The organism is Pseudomonas sp. GW821-FHT01D09, from assembly GCF_059422465.1.
In genome coordinates this window covers 43572-58595 of the sequence record NZ_JBWKWY010000026.1, presented here as the reverse complement: position 1 = coordinate 58595, position 15024 = coordinate 43572, and the positions used below count along the sequence as shown (strand labels likewise).

General features: G+C 61.4%; 17 protein-coding genes. 11 read left to right on the top strand and 6 right to left on the bottom strand.

Features of this window, described 5'->3' with window-relative positions:
- Window positions 1–12 precede the first annotated feature (12 nt).
- Both AC07W7_RS20185 and AC07W7_RS20180 read right to left on the bottom strand, forming a co-directional pair.
- Entirely contained in the window at window positions 13–816 is an 804-nt protein-coding gene (locus tag AC07W7_RS20185) for a hypothetical protein (RefSeq protein WP_099168712.1), read from the bottom strand.
- A gap of 100 nt (window positions 817–916) precedes the next feature.
- On the bottom strand, window positions 917–1879 hold the full coding sequence (locus AC07W7_RS20180; protein ID WP_495039998.1) for an alpha/beta hydrolase: 963 nt from the start codon (window positions 1877–1879) through the stop codon (window positions 917–919).
- Window positions 1880–2021: 142 nt separating this feature from the next.
- On the opposite strand from AC07W7_RS20180, the gene aroC reads away from it, so the two are divergent.
- The 4 genes from aroC to AC07W7_RS20160 all read left to right on the top strand — a co-directional run bounded on the left by aroC (window position 2022) and on the right by AC07W7_RS20160 (window position 5352).
- Window positions 2022–3113 (top strand): chorismate synthase, encoded by a 1092-nt coding sequence (aroC, locus tag AC07W7_RS20175; RefSeq protein ID WP_099168710.1) that lies wholly within the window; start codon window positions 2022–2024, stop codon window positions 3111–3113.
- A 10-nt stretch (window positions 3114–3123) separates the two neighbouring features.
- Window positions 3124–4272: an MFS transporter gene (locus AC07W7_RS20170; RefSeq protein ID WP_099168709.1), complete on the top strand. Its 1149-nt coding sequence runs from the start codon at window positions 3124–3126 to the stop codon at window positions 4270–4272.
- Between the two features lie 46 nt (window positions 4273–4318).
- Window positions 4319–4864 (top strand): 1,2-dihydroxy-3-keto-5-methylthiopentene dioxygenase, encoded by a 546-nt coding sequence (locus tag AC07W7_RS20165; protein WP_495039997.1) that lies wholly within the window; start codon window positions 4319–4321, stop codon window positions 4862–4864.
- Window positions 4865–5079: 215 nt separating this feature from the next.
- On the top strand, window positions 5080–5352 hold the full coding sequence (locus AC07W7_RS20160) for a response regulator transcription factor (protein WP_099168707.1): 273 nt from the start codon (window positions 5080–5082) through the stop codon (window positions 5350–5352).
- Between the two features lie 52 nt (window positions 5353–5404).
- Here the strand turns inward: AC07W7_RS20160 and AC07W7_RS20155 are convergent, their stop codons facing one another.
- Complete coding sequence (locus AC07W7_RS20155; protein WP_099168706.1) at window positions 5405–5683, bottom strand: DUF3509 domain-containing protein; 279 nt, start codon at window positions 5681–5683, stop codon at window positions 5405–5407.
- 339 nt (window positions 5684–6022) lie between these two features.
- Here AC07W7_RS20155 and AC07W7_RS20150 point away from each other — a divergent pair, with 339 nt between their 5' ends.
- The 5 genes from AC07W7_RS20150 to AC07W7_RS20130 all read left to right on the top strand — a co-directional run bounded on the left by AC07W7_RS20150 (window position 6023) and on the right by AC07W7_RS20130 (window position 11713).
- Complete coding sequence (locus tag AC07W7_RS20150; RefSeq protein WP_099168705.1) at window positions 6023–7849, top strand: long-chain-acyl-CoA synthetase; 1827 nt, start codon at window positions 6023–6025, stop codon at window positions 7847–7849.
- Between the two features lie 109 nt (window positions 7850–7958).
- Window positions 7959–8474, top strand: a complete 516-nt coding sequence (locus tag AC07W7_RS20145) for an ankyrin repeat domain-containing protein (protein WP_099168704.1) — start codon at window positions 7959–7961, stop codon at window positions 8472–8474.
- Window positions 8475–8514: 40 nt separating this feature from the next.
- On the top strand, window positions 8515–9045 hold the full coding sequence (locus AC07W7_RS20140) for a hypothetical protein (RefSeq protein ID WP_099168703.1): 531 nt from the start codon (window positions 8515–8517) through the stop codon (window positions 9043–9045).
- 67 nt (window positions 9046–9112) lie between these two features.
- A complete protein-coding gene (locus AC07W7_RS20135; RefSeq protein ID WP_099168702.1) occupies window positions 9113–9304 on the top strand; it encodes a PLDc N-terminal domain-containing protein in 192 nt (63 codons plus the stop codon).
- A gap of 321 nt (window positions 9305–9625) precedes the next feature.
- The gene (locus AC07W7_RS20130; protein ID WP_495039996.1) at window positions 9626–11713 is read left to right on the top strand and encodes an LTA synthase family protein; all 2088 of its coding nucleotides are present in this window, start codon (window positions 9626–9628) and stop codon (window positions 11711–11713) included.
- Window positions 11714–11794: 81 nt separating this feature from the next.
- On the opposite strand, the gene AC07W7_RS20125 is transcribed toward AC07W7_RS20130, so the two are convergent.
- Entirely contained in the window at window positions 11795–11947 is a 153-nt protein-coding gene (locus tag AC07W7_RS20125; RefSeq protein ID WP_032863216.1) for a DUF3309 family protein, read from the bottom strand.
- 321 nt (window positions 11948–12268) lie between these two features.
- Here AC07W7_RS20125 and AC07W7_RS20120 point away from each other — a divergent pair, with 321 nt between their 5' ends.
- Together AC07W7_RS20120 and csrA are read left to right on the top strand one after the other, a co-directional pair.
- The gene (locus tag AC07W7_RS20120; RefSeq protein ID WP_495039995.1) at window positions 12269–13084 is read left to right on the top strand and encodes an SDR family oxidoreductase; all 816 of its coding nucleotides are present in this window, start codon (window positions 12269–12271) and stop codon (window positions 13082–13084) included.
- 171 nt (window positions 13085–13255) lie between these two features.
- Window positions 13256–13450: a carbon storage regulator CsrA gene (gene csrA, locus AC07W7_RS20115; protein WP_099169150.1), complete on the top strand. Its 195-nt coding sequence runs from the start codon at window positions 13256–13258 to the stop codon at window positions 13448–13450.
- Here csrA and AC07W7_RS20110 read toward each other — a convergent pair.
- Both AC07W7_RS20110 and AC07W7_RS20105 read right to left on the bottom strand, forming a co-directional pair.
- Window positions 13447–13674, bottom strand: coding sequence for a YheU family protein (locus AC07W7_RS20110; RefSeq protein ID WP_003192759.1), 228 nt, complete (start codon window positions 13672–13674; stop codon window positions 13447–13449). The genes csrA and AC07W7_RS20110 overlap by 4 nt on opposite strands.
- 59 nt (window positions 13675–13733) lie before the next feature.
- Window positions 13734–14918: an osmoprotectant NAGGN system M42 family peptidase gene (locus AC07W7_RS20105; RefSeq protein WP_495039994.1), complete on the bottom strand. Its 1185-nt coding sequence runs from the start codon at window positions 14916–14918 to the stop codon at window positions 13734–13736.
- Window positions 14919–15024: the final 106 nt, after the last annotated feature.

The following is a 15024-nucleotide window of genomic DNA, read 5'->3' as shown; positions in this document are numbered from 1 at the left end:
GAAACCAAGTGGTCAGCGATGCGTCGCAATCCAGATCAACAACCCCGCCTGGAACACGGTAAACGCCACCAGGCAGGTGATGGTGAAGCGCAAGCCGCTGTCCTCGCGCTTGAACTTGATGACCTTTTCTTCCTCGTGGCGCAGTTTCACCTCTTGCTCGACCAGGTTCTGCTCGGCCTGTTGCAGCATCTGCGCAGCTTCCAGGATTTCCACGAACTGCACCTTCTCGGTGTTCCAGCTGTCCAGCACTTCGCTGACCTTGCCCGGCTGCACATGCCCCTTCAGATGCTGGACATCGGCATAGGCCACATCAAAACCCTGGATCCGCAAAAAGTGGTCGCGACGCAGGCGCGTGGCTTCGTTCAGCGCGTCCTTGTTCGCCAGGTCCACGCCGTCGACGCGGTAGTGCGACCACTTCTTTTTCGCCCACGCGGCGCCCTGGGCCACCAGGAAACGCCCCAGGCCTCGGTTCGCCGGTTCGATTTCCAGGCTGTTGCCCGGGCCGAAATGCACGCGCTGGGTGGCGTGGTCGACCCACACGTCCAGGTGATTCTGTTCACGCCGCACCCGTTGGCTGGGCAATTGGATGACCATGCGCAGCAAGCTGTGGTCCTTGTTGTTGCGCTCGGCATAGCCAAATTGCACAAAGCGCAGCGGGCGGGCGCCGGTGGCGCGGTCGGTGGCCAAGGGCGCCAGGCGCAGCATCTTGAAGTGTTCGGCCCCAACCTCCGCCCACGGCAGCGCAGCCGCTGCCGCCGCTTCGGTGTCGGCGGGGGTTTCAGCGGGTGGTTGTGGTACTGCTTCGGTGTTCGTCATTCGGTGCGATCCTGTCCAAGCTCTGCAAGTCGACAGGCTTTTTGCTGTTGACCCTGTGCTTATCGGCCGCTTTATCCAGGACTGGAGGGTAAATAGTCGCTTATCGGGGGCGAAGTCCGTCGATAAAGGCAACCAGACGCCGGCCCAGCGCATCGGCGAGGGGCAATTGCGGGTCGTTGTAGGAACTCAATTGTTGTTTCACATCGTTGGGCACGATGCGCATCACGTGGTTCATGCCGGGAATCACCACCAGTTCGGCTTCGGGTTTGGCCTGCTTGAGTTTCTGGGCATCGGCGACCCCCACTTGCAGGTCGGTGGTGCCCTGGATGATCAGGGCCGGCATCGTCAGGCGGGCGAAAGCCGCTGCTGGGTCGGCACGAAACAGGCTGATCAGGTAAGGCTGCACGCTGGGGCGGAAAATCCCCTGCAGCGGGCCTGGCACATCGGCATCCACTTGGCCGGCCTTGAGTCGATCCAGAATCTGGTGGCTGCGCAGCAGCAGGGCAGGCGGCAGGCGATCGGCCAATTGCTGGCGAATCACCTGGTCCACCGGGCGGGCACTGCCGGACAGGGAAACCACCCCGGCGGGCCGCAGCTCGGGGGCGGCGAGGGCTGCCACCAGGGCACCCTCACTGTGGCCCAGTACCACCAGGGGCCCGAATCGCGGGTCGGCCTTGAGCAACGTGCCCCAGGCCACGGCGTCGGCCACGTAGGCGTCCAGCGTCAGGTTGCGCTCGTCGGGCGTGGCCTGGAGGCTGGCGGCCACGCCGCGCTTGTCGTAGCGCACGCTGGCAATATTATGCCGGGCCAGCACCCAGGCCAGGCGCTTGAGGCTGTCGTTGCGCGCCCCGTCGGCACTGTTGCCGTTGCGGTCGGTGGGGCCGGAGCCGGCGATGATCAGCACCACGGGCACCGGTTTGTCAGACTGGGGCAGCAATAACGAGCCAAACAGCTCGCCGCTGCCAGTGTCCAGGCTGATGGGCCGTTGCAGCACCACAGGGCTGGCGGCGTGGGCGACGGTACAGAACAGGGTGAGGGTGAACAGCAAAACTCGCAGCATCATCGCGCCATCATGAGAAAGGTGCCGGTTGGACCAACGTCTACCGGGAAGGTTTCGAGGATGAACTACTGGGTGAGCCTGCGTATACTGGCGCGCTTAGTTATCACGGTTGAGTTGATTCAACTGATTTCACGGAGCGCTCTGCATGTCCGGCAATACCTACGGCAAGCTGTTCACTGTCACCACCGCGGGCGAAAGCCATGGCCCGGCGTTGGTCGCCATTGTCGACGGCTGCCCGCCCGGCCTTGAGCTGTCCCTGGACGACCTGCAGCGCGACCTCGACCGCCGCAAGCCCGGCACCAGCCGCCACACCACCCAGCGCCAGGAGCCCGACGAAGTCGAGATCCTCTCCGGCGTGTTCGAGGGCCGCACCACCGGCTGCGCCATCGGCCTGTTGATCCGCAACACCGACCAGAAGTCCAAGGACTACTCGGCGATCAAGGACCTGTTCCGCCCGGCCCACGCCGACTACACCTACCACCATAAATACGGCGAGCGCGACTACCGTGGCGGTGGCCGCAGTTCGGCGCGGGAAACCGCGATGCGCGTGGCCGCCGGGGCCATTGCCAAGAAGTACCTGGCCACCCAGGGCATCGTGGTTCGTGGCTACATGAGCCAGTTGGGCCCGATCGAAATCCCGTTCAAGACCTGGGACAGCGTGCAAGACAACGCCTTCTTCAGCCCCGACCCGGACAAGGTGCCGGAACTGGAAGCCTATATGGACCAGTTGCGCCGCGACCAGGATTCGGTGGGCGCGAAAATCACCGTGGTCGCCGAAGGGGTGATGCCGGGCCTGGGCGAGCCGATCTTCGACCGCCTGGACGCCGAACTGGCCCACGCGCTGATGAGCATCAACGCGGTCAAGGGCGTGGAAATCGGCGCCGGCTTCGCCTGCGTGGCCCAGCGCGGCACCGAGCACCGCGATGAGCTGACCCCCGAAGGTTTTGTCAGCAACAATGCGGGCGGCATTCTCGGCGGTATCTCGTCTGGCCAGCCGATTGTGGCGCACCTGGCGCTCAAGCCGACGTCGAGCATCACCACGCCGGGGCGTTCGATCGATGTGCATGGCAACCCGGTGGACGTGATCACCAAGGGCCGCCATGACCCGTGCGTCGGCATCCGCGCCACGCCGATTGCCGAGGCCATGATGGCCATTGTGCTGATGGACCACCTGCTGCGCCATCGTGGGCAGAATGCCGATGTGCGCGTGAGTACCCCGGTGCTGGGCCAGCTGTGACGGTCTGACCGTGACAGCGCTCCCGTACTGGCGACTTTCCAGCTTTTATCTGTTCTATTTCGCCCTGCTGGGGGCGACGGCGCCGTTCCTGGCGCTGTACTTCCACCACCTGGGGTTCTCCAGCGCGCGCATTGGCGAGTTGGTGGCAATCCCGATGCTGATGCGTTGCGTGGCCCCCAATATCTGGGGCTGGCTGGGGGACTACACCGGGCGGCGCCTGGCCATTGTGCGCTTTGGCGCGGTGTGCACGCTGCTCAGTTTCTCGCTGATCTTTGTCAGCCAGAGCTATGCCTGGCTGGCGCTGGTGATGGCCCTGCATGCGTTCTTCTGGCATGCGGTGCTGCCACAGTTCGAGGTCATCACCCTGGCGCACCTGCAAGGCCAGACTTCGCGCTACAGCCAGGTCCGCCTGTGGGGCTCCATCGGTTTCATCCTGGCCGTGGTCGCCCTGGGACGGCTGTTCGAGGCCCTGAGCCTGGATATCTACCCGCTGGCGATTGTGTTGATCATGGCCGGCATCGTCGGTGCCAGCCTCTGGGTGCCCAATGCCCAGCCGGCTGCCACAGGCGGGCGCGGCGCCGGCGACGGCTTCCTGCGACAACTGCGCAGCCCCGGCGTGCTGGCGTTTTATGCCTGTGTTGCCTTGATGCAGATGAGCCACGGCCCTTACTACACCTTCCTCACCTTGCACCTGGAAAACCTCGGCTACAGCCGCGGCGTGATCGGCCTGCTATGGGCCCTGGGCGTGGTGGCGGAAGTGCTGATGTTCATGGCCATGCGCCGGATTCTCTCGCGATTCTCGGTGCGCCGGGTGCTGGTGGCAAGCTTCCTGCTGGCGGCGTTGCGCTGGCTGTTGCTGGGCTCGTTCGCCGAGTTCCTGTGGGTGCTGCTATTTGCCCAATTGCTGCATGCGGCGACCTTTGGCAGCTTTCATGCGGCGGCCATCCAATTTGTGCAACGCAGCTTCGGGGCGCGCCAGCAAGGCCAGGGCCAGGCCCTTTATGCCGCGCTGGCCGGCACCGGCGGCGCGCTGGGCGCCTTGTATTCCGGGTACAGCTGGAACCAGTTGGGGCCGACCCTGACCTTCAGCATTGCCAGCCTCGCAGCCCTGGCCGCCGCGTGGATCATGGCGCTGCGCTTGCCCGAGGAACGGCCATGAGCCCGGCCCATCATCTGCAGACTCTTACCGCCCGAGGACCCTATTTATGAGCATTCTTTGCGTTTATCACGTTTCTACCCCGGACACCCCGAACAAGGTCCTGACCCACGCTGACGATATTGCCTCGACCCTGGCCGAGCAGGGCGTGGGCTTCGAGCGCTGGTCGGCCAACACCCGTGTCGAAGCCGGCGCCAGTGCGGCCGAGGTGACGGCGGCGTACCAGGAGCACATCGACAGCTGGATGACGGCACACGGCTACGCGCAGGTGGAAGTGTTGAGCGTGAGCCGCGAACATCCGCAACAGGAGGCCCTTGCTGCAAGCCTGCGCGATGAGTATCGCCATGAGGCCGACGAAATCCGCCTGTTCGCCGCCGGGCGTGGGCTGCTCGGCTTGCACATCGACGATTACGTCTACACGCTGCTCTGCGAAAAACATGACCTGTTGCGCATCCCGGCCGGCATGCCGCGCTGGCTTGACCTGGGGGAAGAACCGCGGGTGGTCGCGATCAGCCTGTTCCAGACGGTGTCCGGGGCCGTGGCGCAACGCACCGGCAGTGACCTTGCCCAGGGTTTCCCCGGGCTGGATGATTGACGGTAATTCACTATCTGCAAACTTATTCAATATGCTCAAGTTGGATAAGTTTGTGGGAATGGACTGTATGGTTTGTAAGTTATAGCTATTTGTCTATGGGCTGATGTGTTAATTCCAGGCTTTGTGTAACTCTCCCCTCACTGTGTAAGTTCGTCTGTCAATAGGAGGAGTCCGAATATTGGCGGTGCAAATCAATAAGAGAGGGAGAGGTATGCATGAGCAGCCCAGAGGAGCCGACCCCATCCGTGGAGCCTGCGGCAAACGCGGCCTGTGAACAGCTGGCGTTGCAGGATAAGCCGCTGACGGCCAAGGAGTTGGAAATACTGCGCTGGGCCACGGAGGGCAAGACCGTGTGGGAAATCAGCCGGATCCGATGTGTCTCACAGGCCACGGTGAAGTTTCATTTGCGCAATATCTATTGCAAGTTGCACGTCAATAACCGGGTCCAGGCCGTCAGCGAGGCGATCAAGCGTGGGTTGTGCAATTAAAAAAGGGCCGTGAGGCACAACGGCGTCACGACCCTGGAAAACACAGCGCTACTTATGCCGAGTGGTAGGTCGGCAGGGCAAAACGGTTCTGGCTTTGCAGCATCGAGATCTGCGGCAAGTCACTGGCTTGTTCTGCCAGGTCGCGGCGGATGGCGCTGATGACCCAGGTCAGTTGGTCGGCAGTGTGCAGTTGCTGGTACGAAATCGAGCGCTTGATCTGCTTGCCCTCGGTGTTGCGCAGGGTCAGCAGGATCCCACCGTCAGGGCGCGGTTGGGTGGTGACGTCGTAGTTGGAGAATACAGAAGCAAACTTGTCTTGGATCAGGCTCATGTCTATTGGCTCCATTGGCTCGTGTTGTGCGGCATGGAGTGATAGGTGCAGTGATTGTGCCAGTATTGTGATTTGTATAAATCATTTATAAATCAATAACTTATAAAAAATAGAATTTTTCGGTTTCGTGCAATATGCATGAATGGCCATCGTGCATCCTGCATTTTGCGCTATCGGGCGCTGACCAACGGTACTGACGGCGGGATACAAAACATTGCAAATCCTGCGTGTACAGCCAAGGAATGGCTGGCGTATTTTCCTGCAAGGCATTCAGGAACGGTCCTACACCGTACGAAGGCCCACGGATCATACGAATAATAAGAAAAAGGACTTTTGTGCATGAGCAATCCGAACAGCGAGATGATTACCCTCGGCATGATGTTGCGTAAGGTGCCGACCATTGTCAGGGCTCTGCCACGCCTGGTGCGCGGTATCCGCGTTGCCAATATCACTGACCCCGACCAGCCGTGCGGGCTGGGCTGGACCTTCGAGCAGGCCACCCAACGCAACCCCGAGGGCGCCGCGCTGCTGTACGGCGACCAGGTGCTCAGTTACCGCCAGGCCAACCAGCACGCCAACCGCATCGCCCATCATCTGCAGGCCCAAGGTATTGGCAAGGGCGATGTGGTCGCACTGTTTATTGAAAACCGTCCCGAGCTGTTGCTGGCGGTACTGGCGGTGGCCAAGGTCGGCGGCATCTGCGCCATGCTCAACACCGCGCAGACCCAGGCGGTGCTGGTGCATAGCCTGACCCTGGTCAACCCGGTGGCGATTGTGGTCGGCGCCGAACTGGTCGAGGCCTACGACGCGGTGCGTGAGCAGGTGGCGATTGAGCCGCTGCGCACCTGGTATGTCGCCGATCAACAGGTGACTCCGGTGCCCCGGGGCTATATCGACCTGATGGCCGCCAGCGCGCAGAGTTCGACGGACAACCCGGCCAGCAGCCAGCAGATCTACTTCAACGACCCGTGTTTCTATATCTACACCTCCGGCACCACCGGTTTGCCCAAGGCCGGCATCTTCAAGCATGGGCGCTGGATGAAGTCCTCGGCCAGCTTTGGCACCATCGCTCTGGACATGGGCCCGGACGACGTCGTCTATTGCACGCTGCCGCTGTACCACGCCACCGGGTTGTGTGTGTGCTGGGGCTCGGCGATTGCCGGCGCGTCGGGGTTTGCCATCCGCCGCAAGTTCAGCGCCAGCCAGTTCTGGGACGATGTGCGCAAGTTCAACGCGACCACCCTGGGTTACGTCGGCGAGCTGTGCCGCTACCTGATCGACCAGCCCCCCAGCCCGCGCGACCGCGACAACCGGGTGGTGAAGATGATCGGCAACGGCTTGCGTCCCGGGGTGTGGGGCCCGTTCAAGGAGCGTTTTGGCGTCGAGCATATCTGCGAGCTGTACGCCGCCAGCGACGGTAATATCGGCTTCACCAACGTGCTGAATTTCGACAACACCATCGGCTTTTCCCTGATGCACTGGGCGCTGGTCGACTACGCCCACGACACCTGTGAGCCGATCCGTGGCAGCAATGGTTTTATGCGTGAGGTGGCGAAGGGCGGCCAGGGCCTGCTGCTGGCCAGGATCGACGACAAGGCACCGTTCGATGGCTACACCGACCCGGAAAAGAACCGCAAGGTGGTCTTGAGCGACGTGTTTGAAAAGGGCGATCGTTATTTCAATACCGGCGATCTGTTGCGCAGTATCGGCTTTGGCCATGCGCAGTTCGTCGATCGCCTGGGCGACACCTATCGTTGGAAGGGCGAGAACGTCTCCACCACCGAAGTGGAAAACATCTTTATGCAGCACCCGCAGATCACCGAGGCGGTGGCCTACGGCGTGGAAATCGCCAACACCAATGGCCGGGCCGGGATGGCGGCGATTACTCCGTCCGAATCCCTGGCCAGCCTGGATATGCAGGCATTGCTGCAGTTCGCCCAGAGCCAGATGCCCGCCTATGCAGTGCCGTTGTTCCTGCGGATCAAGGTGAAGATGGAAACCACCGGCACTTTCAAGTACCAGAAGATGCGGCTCAAGGAAGAGGCGTTCGACCCGGCCCGGGTCGGTGATGATCCCCTGTATGCCTGGTTGCCGGGCACTGACGCCTATGTGCCGGTGACCGGGCAGGTGCTGGCGGATATCCAGGGTGGAAAGTATCGCTACTGAGGGTCTGTGATAGCGCCTGACTATCGTGGCGTTCGGCAAAAAAGGGGTGACAGGCGTAGCGCCGCTCGGGAAACTAACGGCCTTACGCCACACCCACAGGGAGCCGCAGATGTCAGATCAAGCCAAAAAAATGACCGAAGAAGAAGCCGCCGAATTTGCCGAGCAGGTCTTCGACGTCGCCCGCCGAGGCGATGCCGCCATGCTGGCCGCGTTGCTGGCCAAGGGCTTGCCGGTCAATCTGCGTAATCACAACGGCGATACCTTGTTGATGCTGGCCGCCTATCACGGGCACGCCGAGGCGGTGAAAGTGCTGCTGGAGTTCAAGGCAGACCCACAGATGGCCAACGACAAGCACCAATTGCCGATGGCCGGCGCGGCGTTCAAGGGCAGCCTTGAGGTGGTCAAGGCGTTGATTGAAGGGGGCACCCCGGTTGACGGCGCCTCAGCCGATGGCCGCACGGCGCTGATGATGGCCGCGATGTTCAACCGCACCGAGATGGTCGAGTACCTGATCAGCGTGGGGGCCAACCCCAAGGCCACGGATGCCCAGGGTGTGACGGCCCTGGTGGCGGCCCAGACCATGGGCGCTGCGGATACGACGGCGCAGCTGCTAAAACTGGTGTAGGCTTTGCGCCCTCAAAATCAGCCTCGCTACAGGATTGCCCATGAACACCGCGCTCGTCGAACTCATCACTAAAATCAGTTCCGGTTGCCTGGGCGACGCCGAGATCGTGCAGATCGCCGACGAGGCCACCCAGGCCTACGCCGATGCCGATGGGTTCCTGGCGGCCAACCCCGATATCAACTACGACGACAGCTTCCCCATCCCCCTGGGCGAGTGGATAGTGGTTGGCAGCCTGCCGGAAACCGTGCTGTTCCAGGCCGATACCTACCAGGACCTGTTCGCCCAGATCGTCGCGTCCTTTGGTCCGGGCGTCGAGTTCAACCTCAAGCCCAAGCAACTGGCCAAGACCGAGGCGCTGACGGCGCTCAATCGTATCCAGATCCAGCTCGGCGCCATGAACCCGGAAAACGGCGGCTACACCCTGATGAACTTCAGCCAGTTGCTCGATGACGAGATCCAGGCGGTGTTGGTGTATGGCAACGACGTGCCACGGGTGCTGGAATTGTGTGCCGAAACCGGGATCAAGGGCGAGCCGTCCCTGGAAGCCCTGCGTATTGCGCTGCACGTGTGAAATAAAACGGAACCCTGGTCAGGGCTGGCTATCCTAAACAGGCAAACCCTCACTTAGGAGCGACACCATGGGTTCCACATTTAATGGCCTGATCGGGCTGATCATCCTGGCGCTGGATATCTGGGCGATTATCAACGTGTTCAAAAGCGGCGCCAGCACCGGGGCCAAAGTGTTGTGGATCCTGTTGATCCTGTTCCTTCCAGTGCTGGGCCTGATTATCTGGGCCATTGCCGGGCCACGGGGGAATGTGCGGATCTGACCCTCATGGGGCACACTCAAATAATGTGGGAGCCCGCTCCCACATTTAATTACGCTGTGTCCTGTAGATTTGTGTGTCGAGATATTCGCTGCACAAAATTTTCACACTTCATCCAAGACAATTCTCCCCGCTTTATTTTCCTGCCACGGCCCGTCTGCGCCGCCAGGAGCCCTGCGCAATGAGTAATCAATAGCGTTGCCGGCGTTGATCGGGCACCATCTGCCCACCGCGTAATACCCTGGACCCTGTGCCTTTATTGGTTGGGGCAGGACGCCGCTGCATTATTTCGCCACTTAAACTTCCAATGGGTCCTCAAACAACATGGCAAACCCGGACGCCCTGAATCAGCAGCGAGCTTCTAATCGCCTGCTGCAACCGACCGTCAAGTCCCACCTGGCCTACACGCTGCTATGCGCGCTGGTCATGATGGTGATGCTCTCTCTGCTGCGCCTGGGACTGTTGGTGTACAACAGCGACATGATGCTCGACACCCCGGCCTCGACCTTCCTTGAAGCGTTCGCCAATGGCCTGCGCATGGACTTGCGCCTGGTGGTGTACCTGAGCATCCCGCTGATCCTGGCCCTGTTCAGCGTGCGCGCCATGGCCGCCCGTGGGTTCTTCCGGCTGTGGCTGACCGTGGTCTCCAGCATCGCGCTGTTCCTGGGCCTGATGGAAATGGACTTCTACCGTGAGTTCCACCAGCGCCTCAACGGCCTGGTCTTCCAGTACGTCAAGGAAGACCCGAAAACCGTGATGAGCATGCTCTGGTACGGTTTCCCGGTGGTGCGCTACCTGCTGGGCTGGGCCGTCGGCACGTTTATCCTGAGCATCGCCTTCAAGGGCGCCGACCGTGCAACACGCCCCCGTGGCCCGTTCAGCGGTGGCACGGTGGGCACCCGCCAGGTCGCGCCGTGGTACAGCCGCATCGCGGTGTTCGTGGTGTGCCTGCTGATCGCCGTGGTCGCCGCGCGTGGCACCCTGCGCCAGGGCCCGCCGCTGCGCTGGGGTGACGTGTACACCACCGACTCGAACTTTGCCAACCACCTGGGCCTCAACGGTACGTTGTCGCTGGTCGGGGCGGCCAAGGCGCGGTTCTCCGAGCACCGCGAGAACGTCTGGAAAGCCACCCTGGAGCAGCCGCTGGCCACCCAGACCGTGCGTGACATGTTGGTGATGCCGGACGAAAAACTGGTGGATGCCGACACCGCCGCCGTGCGCCGTGACTTCACGCCACCGGCCGAGAAGACCCTGGCGATCAAGAACGTCGTGGTGATCCTGATGGAAAGCTTCGCCGGTCACTCGGTGGGCGCCCTGGGCAGTGGCGGCAAGATCACGCCGTACTTCGACGAGCTGACCAAGGAAGGCCTGCTGTTCGACCGTTTCTTCTCCAACGGCACCCATACCCATCAGGGCATGTTCGCCACCATGGCCTGCTTCCCGAACCTGCCAGGCTTTGAATACCTGATGCAGACCCCGGAAGGCAGCCACAAGCTGTCGGGCTTGCCGCAATTGCTCAGTGCCCGTGATTTCGACGACGTGTATGTCTATAACGGCGACTTCGCCTGGGACAACCAGTCGGGCTTCTTCAGCAACCAGGGTATGACCAACTTCATTGGCCGCAATGACTTCGTTGACCCGGTGTTCTCCGATCCGACCTGGGGCGTGTCCGACCAGGACATGTTCAACCGTGGCCTGCAGGAGCTGAAGGCCCGCGAAGGCGGCAAGCCGTTCTACGCCCTGTTGCAGACCCTGTCCAACCACACGCCGTACGCCTTGCCGACGCCGTTGCCGGTCGAGCCGGTCACTGACCGTGGTCGCCTCAACGAGCATTTGACGGCCATGCGCTACTCCGACTGGGCCCTGGGCCAGTTCTTCGAGAAGGCCCGCAAGGAGCCGTACTTCAAGGACACCCTGTTTGTGGTCGTCGGCGACCATGGCTTTGGCAACGAGCAACAGATCACCGAAATGGACCTGGGCCGCTTCAACGTGCCGCTGCTGCTTATCGCTCCGGGCGTGCAGGACAAGTTTGGCGTGCGTGACCACACCGTGGGCACGCAGATCGATATCGTGCCGACCATCATGGGCCGCCTGGGCGGTGAAACCCGCCACCAGTGCTGGGGCCGCGACCTGCTCAACTTGCCGGAAGGCGACAAGGGCTTTGGCGTGATCAAGCCCTCGGGCAGCGACCAGACCGTGGCCTTGCTCACCGCTGACCGCGTGCTGGTACTGCCCAAGGAAATGCCACCCAAACTGTGGCAATACGAACTGGGCGCCAATCCTAGCGGCAAGGTGATCCCGGAGTCGACGGATGAGGCACAACTCAAGCAGAAACTTGAGTCGTTCCTGCAAACCGCCACCAAGAGCCTGCTGGATAACACCGCAGGCGTGGTAGACGGCAAGCCGGACTAATCGCCAGGCAATAAAAAAGAGGCCTTTTCAAGGCCTCTTTTTTTTGCATCTTTTTTCCTGCTTTTTGTAGGAACGATAACTTTATATCTTGCCCAGCAACAACAGAATCAACAGCACCACCAGCACCGTGCCGAGAATACCCGATGGCCCATAACCCCAGTTGCGCGAATGCGGGAACACTGGCAGGCCGCCGACCAGCAGGAGGATCAGGACAATGATGAGAATGAGGCTCATAGTGGGATTTCCTTATGCGTCTTGTAAAAGACTTGATGATTAAACCGGTCATCTAAAACGGCCGCCTTAATCAATCCGACTCCTGCGTTTTGCAGAAAATTCCCTGTTTTTTTAATGTAATTTGGTTGCTGGCTTATTTCCTTTTTAATTGTTGTACGGCCTCGCACTTAGTTTAAAAAAATTGAACTTGCCCCACGCGCCGAGATCCGACCGGGCTTTTGGTTTGCCCCGGGCATTCAGCAACTTGATGGTGCATGGGCCGGTGAATGACCTTCGCTACACTGGCGCGTACTTCTTCCCTGAACCACAAGGCTACTTCCTATGCAAAATTGCATGATGATCACTGGCGCCGGATCCGGCCTGGGTCGCGAAATCGCGCTGCGCTGGGCCCGTGAAGGCTGGCAACTGGCCTTGTCGGACGTCAGCGAACCGGGCTTGCAGGAAACCCTCGCCCAGGTGCGCCAGGCCGGTGGCGACGGGTTTATCCAGCGCTGTGACGTGCGCGACTACAGCCAGCTCACGGCCTTGGCCCAGGCCTGCGAGGTCAAGCTGGGCGGCATCGATGTGATCGTCAACAACGCCGGGGTCGCCTCGGGTGGGTTCTTTGGCGAACTGTCCCTGGAAGACTGGGACTGGCAGATCGCAATCAACCTGATGGGCGTGGTCAAGGGCTGCAAGGCCTTCCTGCCGCTGCTGGAAAAAAGCCAGGGCCGCATCATCAACATCGCTTCCATGGCGGCCCTGATGCAAGGCCCGGCCATGAGCAACTACAACGTGGCCAAGGCGGGTGTGGTGGCGCTCTCGGAAAGCCTGCTGGTGGAACTCAAGCAGCAGGAGATCGGGGTGCATGTGGTGTGCCCGTCGTTTTTCCAGACCAACCTGCTGGACTCGTTCCGCGGCCCGACCCCGGCGATGAAGGCCCAGGTCGGCAAGCTGTTGGAAAGCTCGCCGATCAGTGCGGCAGACATTGCCGAGTACATCTACCAGCGTGTGGCCGTCGGTGAGTTCATGATTCTGCCTCACGAACAGGGGCGAATGGCCTGGGCCCTGAAGCAGAAAAACCCGCAGTTGCTGTATGACGAGATGACCAGCATGTCGGAAAAAATGCGCGCCAAGGCCCAGTCGGTCAAAGGTTGAGAGATAAACGATATGTTTAAAGCTGATCGGTCCTACTGCTCTATTTGATATTCGTCTGTCAGTAAAACTAACCCTTACCTGTAGGGCTTATCTGTTTGTCTGGCGGCTTATTGATGGATCGTAGGCTCGGGAGCAAGGTCGATGTCCAGTCACTTCCAAAGGACAAACACCATGCTGGTACTTAGCCGCGCAGTAGACGAAATCATTTCCATCGGCGATCACATCACCCTGCGGATCCTGGAGGTCAACAACCTCCAGGTGAAACTCGGCGTGCAAGCCCCGGCAGAGGTCAATGTGCACCGGGCGGAGATCTACGAAAAAAACCGCAACCGGCAGGGCCAGTCGGTGCCCGTGGCCAACCCTTAGTCGAACAGGTGCTTGGGCACATCGTGCTTGAGCATCAGTTGGCACTGTTCACTCTCGGGGTCGAAAACGATCAGCGCCTGGCCCTTGGTCAACGCCTGGCGCACACGCAGTACGCGGGTTTCCAGGGGGGTGTCGTCGCCATTGTCGGTGCCGTCGCGGGTCACGAAGTCCTCGATGAGGCGGGTCAGGGTGTCGACTTCAAGTGCATCGTAGGGAATCAGCATACAAGCCTCAAATGGTGGATCCCGGCGATCCTACTGTGCCGGGATCATAGTTGCCAGCCTCAGGGTTTGTGCCCCACCAGGCTGTCCACCGAAGGCACACGGGTATCGCTCTCCATTTGCGTGTCGTGCTCCAGTTGATGGCTGAAGCGGTCCAGGGAGCCCTGGGCCGGTTGCGCATCGCTGGCAAACACCGGCGGGCTGAGGATGTAGGCGCCCAGCAGGCGGCTCAAGGCCGCGAGGCTGTCGATATGGGTGCGCTCGTAACCGTGGGTCGCATCGCAACCGAAGGCCAGCAGCGCGGTGCGGATATCGTGGCCGGCGGTGACGGCCGAATGGGCATCGCTGAAGTAATAGCGAAACAGGTCACGCCGTACCGGCAGGTCGTGATCCGCCGCCAGGCGCAGCAAGTGCCGCGACAGGTGATAGTCGTAGGGGCCGCCGGAATCCTGCATCGCCACGCTGACGGCATGTTCGCTGGAGTGCTGGCCGGGAGCGACCGGGGCAATGTCGATGCCGACGAATTCGCTGACATCCCAGGGCAGTGCTGCGGCTGCGCCACTGCCGGTTTCTTCGGTGATGGTGAACAGCGGGTGACAGTCGATCAGTAGGGGTTCGCCACTGTCGACGATGGCCTTGAGCGCCGCCAGCAGGGCGGCGACCCCGGCCTTGTCATCCAGGTGGCGGGCACTGATATGGCCGCTTTCGGTGAATTCCGGTAGCGGGTCGAAGGCCACGAAGTCACCGACGCTGATCCCCAGGGAATCGCAATCGGCGCGGGTGGCGCAGTAGGCATCCAGGCGCAGTTCGATATGGTCCCAACTGATTGGCAGTTCATCCACGGCGGTGTTGAACGCGTGCCCGGAGGCCATCAGTGGCAGGACGCTGCCACGGATCACGCCATGGTCGGTGAACAGGCTCACGCGGCTGCCCTCGGCAAAACGGCTGGACCAGCAGCCCACCGGGGCCAGGCTCAGGCGGCCATTGTCCTTGATCGCCCGCACGGCGGCGCCGATGGTGTCCAGGTGCGCGCAAACCGCGCGGTCCGGGCTGTTTTGCTGGCCCTTGAGGGTGGCGCGGATCGTGCCGCGCCGGGTCATCTCAAAGGGGATGCCCAGTTCTTCCAGGCGCTCGGCGACGTAGCGCACGATGGTGTCGGTAAACCCGGTGGGGCTGGGGATGGCGAGCATTTCCAGCAGTACTTTCTGCAGGTAGTTGAGATCCGGTTCGGGGAGGGGTTGGGTCATGGAAACTCCTGATGAGTTGAGGGCCGCATGATCGTTCCCACGCTTCGCGTGGGAATGCCTCAAGGGACGCTCCGCGTCCGCTCTGGTGACGCGAAGCGTCACTGGC

Coding starts and splice junctions, on each gene's coding strand:
- AC07W7_RS20185 (WP_099168712.1), bottom strand. CDS start 816: ATGACGAACACCGAAGCAGTACCACAACCACCCGCTGAAACCCCCGCC.
- AC07W7_RS20180 (WP_495039998.1), bottom strand. CDS start 1,879: ATGATGCTGCGAGTTTTGCTGTTCACCCTCACCCTGTTCTGTACCGTC.
- aroC (WP_099168710.1), top strand. CDS start 2,022: ATGTCCGGCAATACCTACGGCAAGCTGTTCACTGTCACCACCGCGGGC.
- AC07W7_RS20165 (WP_495039997.1), top strand. CDS start 4,319: ATGAGCATTCTTTGCGTTTATCACGTTTCTACCCCGGACACCCCGAAC.
- AC07W7_RS20160 (WP_099168707.1), top strand. CDS start 5,080: ATGAGCAGCCCAGAGGAGCCGACCCCATCCGTGGAGCCTGCGGCAAAC.
- AC07W7_RS20155 (WP_099168706.1), bottom strand. CDS start 5,683: ATGAGCCTGATCCAAGACAAGTTTGCTTCTGTATTCTCCAACTACGAC.
- AC07W7_RS20150 (WP_099168705.1), top strand. CDS start 6,023: ATGAGCAATCCGAACAGCGAGATGATTACCCTCGGCATGATGTTGCGT.
- AC07W7_RS20145 (WP_099168704.1), top strand. CDS start 7,959: ATGTCAGATCAAGCCAAAAAAATGACCGAAGAAGAAGCCGCCGAATTT.
- AC07W7_RS20140 (WP_099168703.1), top strand. CDS start 8,515: ATGAACACCGCGCTCGTCGAACTCATCACTAAAATCAGTTCCGGTTGC.
- AC07W7_RS20135 (WP_099168702.1), top strand. CDS start 9,113: ATGGGTTCCACATTTAATGGCCTGATCGGGCTGATCATCCTGGCGCTG.
- AC07W7_RS20130 (WP_495039996.1), top strand. CDS start 9,626: ATGGCAAACCCGGACGCCCTGAATCAGCAGCGAGCTTCTAATCGCCTG.
- AC07W7_RS20125 (WP_032863216.1), bottom strand. CDS start 11,947: ATGAGCCTCATTCTCATCATTGTCCTGATCCTCCTGCTGGTCGGCGGC.
- AC07W7_RS20120 (WP_495039995.1), top strand. CDS start 12,269: ATGCAAAATTGCATGATGATCACTGGCGCCGGATCCGGCCTGGGTCGC.
- csrA (WP_099169150.1), top strand. CDS start 13,256: ATGCTGGTACTTAGCCGCGCAGTAGACGAAATCATTTCCATCGGCGAT.
- AC07W7_RS20110 (WP_003192759.1), bottom strand. CDS start 13,674: ATGCTGATTCCCTACGATGCACTTGAAGTCGACACCCTGACCCGCCTC.
- AC07W7_RS20105 (WP_495039994.1), bottom strand. CDS start 14,918: ATGACCCAACCCCTCCCCGAACCGGATCTCAACTACCTGCAGAAAGTA.